1 rRNA gene is annotated in these 1700 nt (G+C 52.4%); it reads right to left on the reverse strand.

Features of this window, described 5'->3' with window-relative positions:
* Positions 1-1700 (reverse strand): 23S ribosomal RNA (locus tag FDX01_RS21715); the annotation flags it as partial.

Genomic DNA, 1700 nt, shown 5'->3' on the forward strand with positions numbered 1-1700 from the left:
CGGATAACCCCATCAATTAACCTTCCGGCACCGGGCAGGCGTCACACCGTATACGTCCACTTTCGTGTTTGCACAGTGCTGTGTTTTTAATAAACAGTTGCAGCCAGCTGGTATCTTCGACTGATTTCAGCTCCACGAGCAAGTCGCTTCACCTACCATCAGCGTGCCTTCTCCCGAAGTTACGGCACCATTTTGCCTAGTTCCTTCACCCGAGTTCTCTCAAGCGCCTTGGTATTCTCTACCTGACCACCTGTGTCGGTTTGGGGTACGATTTCGTGTTACCTGATGCTTAGAGGCTTTTCCTGGAAGCAGGGCATTTGTTACTTCAGCACCGTAGTGCCTCGTCATCACACCTCAGCGTTTAATAAGAGTCCGGATTTACCTAAACTCTCCGCCTACATGCTTAAACCGGGACAACCGTCGCCCGGCTAACATAGCCTTCTCCGTCCCCCCTTCGCAGTAACACCAAGTACAGGAATATTAACCTGTTTCCCATCGACTACGCCTTTCGGCCTCGCCTTAGGGGTCGACTCACCCTGCCCCGATTAACGTTGGACAGGAACCCTTGGTCTTCCGGCGTGCGGGTTTTTCACCCGCATTATCGTTACTTATGTCAGCATTCGCACTTCTGATACCTCCAGCACCCCTCACAGGACACCTTCAACGGCTTACAGAACGCTCCCCTACCCAACAACACATAGTGTCGCTGCCGCAGCTTCGGTGCACAGTTTAGCCCCGTTACATCTTCCGCGCAGGCCGACTCGACCAGTGAGCTATTACGCTTTCTTTAAATGATGGCTGCTTCTAAGCCAACATCCTGGCTGTCTGTGCCTTCCCACATCGTTTCCCACTTAACTGTGACTTTGGGACCTTAGCTGGCGGTCTGGGTTGTTTCCCTCTTCACGACGGACGTTAGCACCCGCCGTGTGTCTCCCGTGATAACATTCTTCGGTATTCGTAGTTTGCATCGGGTTGGTAAGTCGGGATGACCCCCTAGCCGAAACAGTGCTCTACCCCCGAAGATGAGTTCACGAGGCGCTACCTAAATAGCTTTCGGGGAGAACCAGCTATCTCCCGGTTTGATTGGCCTTTCACCCCCAGCCACAAGTCATCCGCTAATTTTTCAACATTAGTCGGTTCGGTCCTCCAGTTAGTGTTACCCAACCTTCAACCTGCCCATGGCTAGATCACCGGGTTTCGGGTCTATACCCTGCAACTTAACGCCCAGTTAAGACTCGGTTTCCCTTCGGCTCCCCTATACGGTTAACCTTGCTACAGAATATAAGTCGCTGACCCATTATACAAAAGGTACGCAGTCACCCTGATAAATCAGGGCTCCCACTGCTTGTACGTACACGGTTTCAGGTTCTTTTTCACTCCCCTCGCCGGGGTTCTTTTCGCCTTTCCCTCACGGTACTGGTTCACTATCGGTCAGTCAGGAGTATTTAGCCTTGGAGGATGGTCCCCCCATATTCAGACAGGATACCACGTGTCCCGCCCTACTCTTCGAGTTCACAACACATGTGATTTTGTGTACGGGACTATCACCCTGTACCGTCGGACTTTCCAGACCGTTCCACTACCACACATGCTGATTCAGACTCTGGGCTGCTCCCCGTTCGCTCGCCGCTACTGGGGGAATCTCGGTTGATTTCTTTTCCTCGGGGTACTTAGATGTTTCAGTTCCCCCGGTTCGCTTC

This window comes from Citrobacter sp. wls613, assembly GCF_005281195.1.
In the GTDB taxonomy this organism is placed as follows: Bacteria; Pseudomonadota; Gammaproteobacteria; order Enterobacterales; family Enterobacteriaceae; genus Citrobacter; species Citrobacter gillenii.